General features: G+C 63.2%; 4 protein-coding genes. 2 read left to right on the top strand and 2 right to left on the bottom strand.

Annotated features, from left to right (window positions below; all coding sequences use genetic code 11):
• Positions 1-761, bottom strand: a 761-nt coding sequence (locus WCE35_RS15545) for an RNA polymerase sigma factor region1.1 domain-containing protein (RefSeq protein WP_424594228.1), incomplete at its 3' end; no start/stop codon positions are given.
• A gap of 253 nt (positions 762-1,014) precedes the next feature.
• A complete protein-coding gene (gene dnaG, locus WCE35_RS15540; protein ID WP_424594227.1) occupies positions 1,015-3,036 on the bottom strand; it encodes a DNA primase in 2,022 nt (673 codons plus the stop codon).
• 181 nt (positions 3,037-3,217) lie between these two features.
• Between dnaG and WCE35_RS15535 the strand changes: the two genes are divergently transcribed.
• Positions 3,218-3,547 (top strand): BrnT family toxin, encoded by a 330-nt coding sequence (locus WCE35_RS15535; protein ID WP_424594226.1) that lies wholly within the window; start codon positions 3,218-3,220, stop codon positions 3,545-3,547.
• Complete coding sequence (locus WCE35_RS15530) at positions 3,489-3,803, top strand: BrnA antitoxin family protein (RefSeq protein WP_424594225.1); 315 nt, start codon at positions 3,489-3,491, stop codon at positions 3,801-3,803. Before WCE35_RS15535 ends, WCE35_RS15530 begins: the two co-directional genes overlap by 59 nt.
• The last annotated feature ends 94 nt before the right edge of the window (positions 3,804-3,897 follow it).

The raw sequence follows: 3,897 nt of genomic DNA, 5'->3' as shown, positions 1-3,897 counted from the left end.
GCGCGGAACGGTGTCGGCGCGGGAGGCGCTGCGGGGGGCGCGACATGCGCGGGCGCAGCCTCGCCATTGGAGGCGGGCTGACCGTCGGCGCCGACGGGACCGGCGATCAGCGCCGGGTTCATGTTGTTCTTGGCGTCGGGGCCGGCATAGGTCGCCTCGAGATCGATGATGTCACGAAGGAAGATCTTGCCTTCGTTCAATTCGTCGCGCCAGATGATGATGGCCTGGAAGGTCAGCGGGCTTTCGCACAGCCCCGCGATCATCGCCTCGCGGCCGGCCTCGATGCGCTTGGCAATGGCGATTTCGCCCTCGCGCGAGAGCAATTCCACGGTGCCCATCTCGCGCAGATACATGCGGACCGGATCATCGGTGCGCTCGCCCGGCTCCGACTTCTTGACTTCGGTGACGGCCTTCTGCGTGACCTCGACCAGTTCGTTGTCGGTGTCGTCGTCGGCCTCCTCCTTCTCGTCCTCGCTGTCGGCCTCCTCGGCCTCGGACACGTTGATGCCCATGTCGGAGAGCATCGACATGATGTCCTCGATCTGCTCCGGCGAGGTGGTGTCGGACGGCAGGACTTCGTTGAGCTGATCGAAGGTCACGAAGCCGCGCTTCTTGGCCTGCTTGATCATCTTCTTGACGGCGGCATCCGACAGGTCGAGCAACGGCGAGGGCGCGTCCGGGGAATCCTTCTCGGGGGCGTCCGCTGCCTTGTCGTCCTTTTCCTTGTCCTTGACCTGCAGCGCCTTTGCCTTGGTGGCCATTCATCAGCTCCCGAAACGCGGTCATGCGAGGCAAGCGTCAGCCGCACCCCGCATCAATTGGTGAAGTCAGTTTCTACGCGGAAAGGGCGGCGCAGATTTCGCCACCCCCTCAAATCCCGTCTCGCCGGTGTCCGTCTCTCAAGCCCCTGGAGACAATTAAGTAAGCTTCGCTTAGCCCTGTTTTTGCAGCCAAACCATAGATTTGGCGAGTCTTTTCGTGGCTCCGGCCGCCGCCGTCCGCAGCATTTTTTAATCAAACGCTGCGCTGGAACCGGCCCGACAGCTCGCCAAAGCCCTCGATCAGGGCCTCGGTGCCGTCGGCTTCCGCCATCCGGGCCTTGATATCCCGCAACCACGCCAGATTGGCCTCGCTGGCCTCCTCGCCCAAGGCCTGCTCGGCGTCCTTCAATTCCCTAAGTAAGGAGTGCCATTGGCGATGCAAGGAGACGAGCTGGTGCCAGGTGGCAAGAACATCCTCGCGTGCCGCGCCGGCTTGCGCCCCCCACACTGCCGAGGTCGTGATTGCCCGTTCAACCCTTTGAAGTATATTCGAAAATCCGCCCGCAGCGAGATCGGCCCGCATTTTTTCCGCCTGCTCCGACGGCTCAGGGCTTTGATGATGATCGCGCGCGAAGGCCGCGATGATGCCAGCGCGCAGCTTGTTGGCCTCCGGATGGGCCATTTCCAGCGCCGCCACTTCCTCCAGATGGTCGTGCAGCAGCCAGGGATGGTTGATCAGGGACTGCAGGATCAAGGCTTCCCGGCGCGACAACGCGCTGCGCTGGCCGCGCATGATCGGGCTGGTGGCGAGCTGGGGGCTCGAGGCCTGATAGGGCCCGCGGTTGATGGTCTGGCTGCCGGCGGAAGCCTGCCCGCGACCGCCGCCGGCGCCGAATCGGCCCGCCGCGCCCGGGGTGAACGGGCCGCGGGAGGCAAATCGCCGGCCTGATTCGCTGCCGTCGGACCCCCGATAATTCCCGCGGTTGTAGCCGCCACGCCCGCCTTCCGGGGCAAAAGTGCGTTGCAGGCGCCCAGCCAGATCCTGGCGATAATAGCGCCGCACCACCTCGTCGCGGATGCCGTTGGTCAATTCGCCGATCCGCGCCTCCAGCGCCGCGCGACGCTCAGGGGTGGCGAACGTGCCGCCTTCGATCTCGCGCGACCAGATCACATCGGCAAGCCCGCGCGCCGCCGCGATCACCTCCTCGATCGCGCCGCGTCCACCGGAGCGCGCGAGGTCGTCAGGGTCCTGGCCTTCCGGCAGCCGCGCAAAACGCAAACTCTTGCCGGGCTTGAGATGCGGCAGCGCCAGGTCGGCGGCGCGCCAGGCCGCTTTCTGCCCGGCCTTGTCGCCGTCGAAGCACAGGATCGGCTCGTCCGCCATCTTCCACAACAGCGCGAGCTGGTTTTCGGTCAGCGCGGTGCCGAGCGGCGCAACGCTTCCGGCAAAACCCGTCGTCACCATGGCGATGACGTCGACATAGCCCTCCACCACGATCAGGGTGCTGCCGTTGTGGGTCGCCTGCCGCGCCGGCGCGAAATTGTAGAGATTGTCGCCCTTGTGAAACAGCGGCGTTTCCGGCGAGTTCAGGTATTTTGCCGGCGTATCCTTCTCCAGCGCGCGGCCGCCGAACGCGATCACCCGTCCGCGCAAATCCGATATCGGAAACATCACGCGGTCGCGGAAGCGATCGTAGGGCACCGGGATATCGTCGCCTGTGACCAACAGCCCCGCCTCCACCATGTCCTCGACCGGGATGCCCTGCGCGCCCAGATGCTCCTTCAGCGCAAAACGTTCGAGCGGCGCATAGCCGAGACGAAATTGCACTTGCGTTGCCGGCGAGATCGCGCGGTCGGCAAGATAGCCACGCGCCCTGGCGCCAACGCGCGAGGCCAGCGTGTCGGCAAAGAATTTTGCCGAAAGCTCCATCACATCGTAGAGCGTCTTGCGGCGCTGCTCGTGACGCGCGGCATCGGGGGTCGCAGCCGGCAAGGCCATGCCCGCCATCGACGCCAGCCGCTCGACCGCTTCGGCGAAGCCACAGCCCTCGGTTTCCATCAGGAAGGTGATGATGTCGCCATGCTTGCCGGAAGAGAAGTCGTGGTAAAATCCCTTCTGGTCGTTGACCGTGAACGAGGGCGATTTCTCCTGCTGGAACGGCGACAGCCCCTTCCACTCGCGCCCCGCCCGCTTCAGCTTGACGCGCCGCCCCACCACTTCCGAGACCGGAAGCCGGGCGCGCAACTCGTCGAGGAATTGGGGCGTAAAGCGCATGGGTGATTGTCGCTGAGTCCCGGGGCGGTTGCCAACCGGCCATAGATACCGGGCTGGCCGCGTAAAATACGAGAATTGTTGGCCTTCTCCCGGCTATTCACATAGGAGGGATGCCTGCCCACTGGAACGTTTCAGACTTGACATTCAAATACGATTGTATATACAAGAAGGAAGTGAGAGGATGGCCGATGACGGGCCTGACTTTGAGTTCCTATCACCTGCGTCATTCGAATGGGATAACCAAAAGCGTGAGTTAAATCTCGCCAAGCACGGCATCGATTTCGACAGTGCGATTGAGGTTTTCTATGGACCGATCATTGTTCGCCGATCGGATCGCAACAACGAGGAGCGCTGGACCGCCTTAGGCTATTCGGACAATCGATTGATCATCGTGGTGTTTACACGACGGGCCGACGTCATCCGGATCATCTCGGCGCGGCGCGCTAGGAAAAATGAAGAAAGAGAATATCGTAACGCGAAAGTGGGGCGATCGCCGGAAGGGCAAGACTGACTGGACTCGCGTCGATGCGCTCACGGACGAGGACATTGCCAAGGCGGTCGCGAATGATCCTGATGCTGCGCCCATAGATATCGATTGGTCGGACGCAGTTCTGGTCATACCCACCAGGAAGAAGGCGATCTCCATTCGCGTCGATGAAGACGTGCTCGACTTCTTCAAGAAGGAAGGCGACGGCTATCAGCGCCGGATCAATGCCGTGCTCCGCTCCTACATGCAGCAAAAGGCCAAGCCGAAAAAGCGGGCTTGAACCTTACCCGGTTCCACGCTTCCATGGCGCCATGTTCACGACCTTCAGAGGCGGGCAAAGCGGCGGCTGGCGGGTGAGCCTGCTGGCGCCGGTC

The organism is Bradyrhizobium sp., assembly GCF_049691595.1.
Taxonomy (GTDB): domain Bacteria; phylum Pseudomonadota; class Alphaproteobacteria; order Rhizobiales; family Xanthobacteraceae; genus Bradyrhizobium.
Note: the sequence above shows the minus strand (reverse complement) of the source record. Positions and strands in the feature narration are given on the sequence as shown.

Excerpts from the sequence above, each read along its gene's own strand:
- dnaG (WP_424594227.1), bottom strand. The coding sequence starts at position 3,036 with ATGCGCTTTACGCCCCAATTCCTCGACGAGTTGCGCGCCCGGCTTCCG.
- WCE35_RS15535 (WP_424594226.1), top strand. The coding sequence starts at position 3,218 with ATGGCCGATGACGGGCCTGACTTTGAGTTCCTATCACCTGCGTCATTC.
- WCE35_RS15530 (WP_424594225.1), top strand. The coding sequence starts at position 3,489 with ATGAAGAAAGAGAATATCGTAACGCGAAAGTGGGGCGATCGCCGGAAG.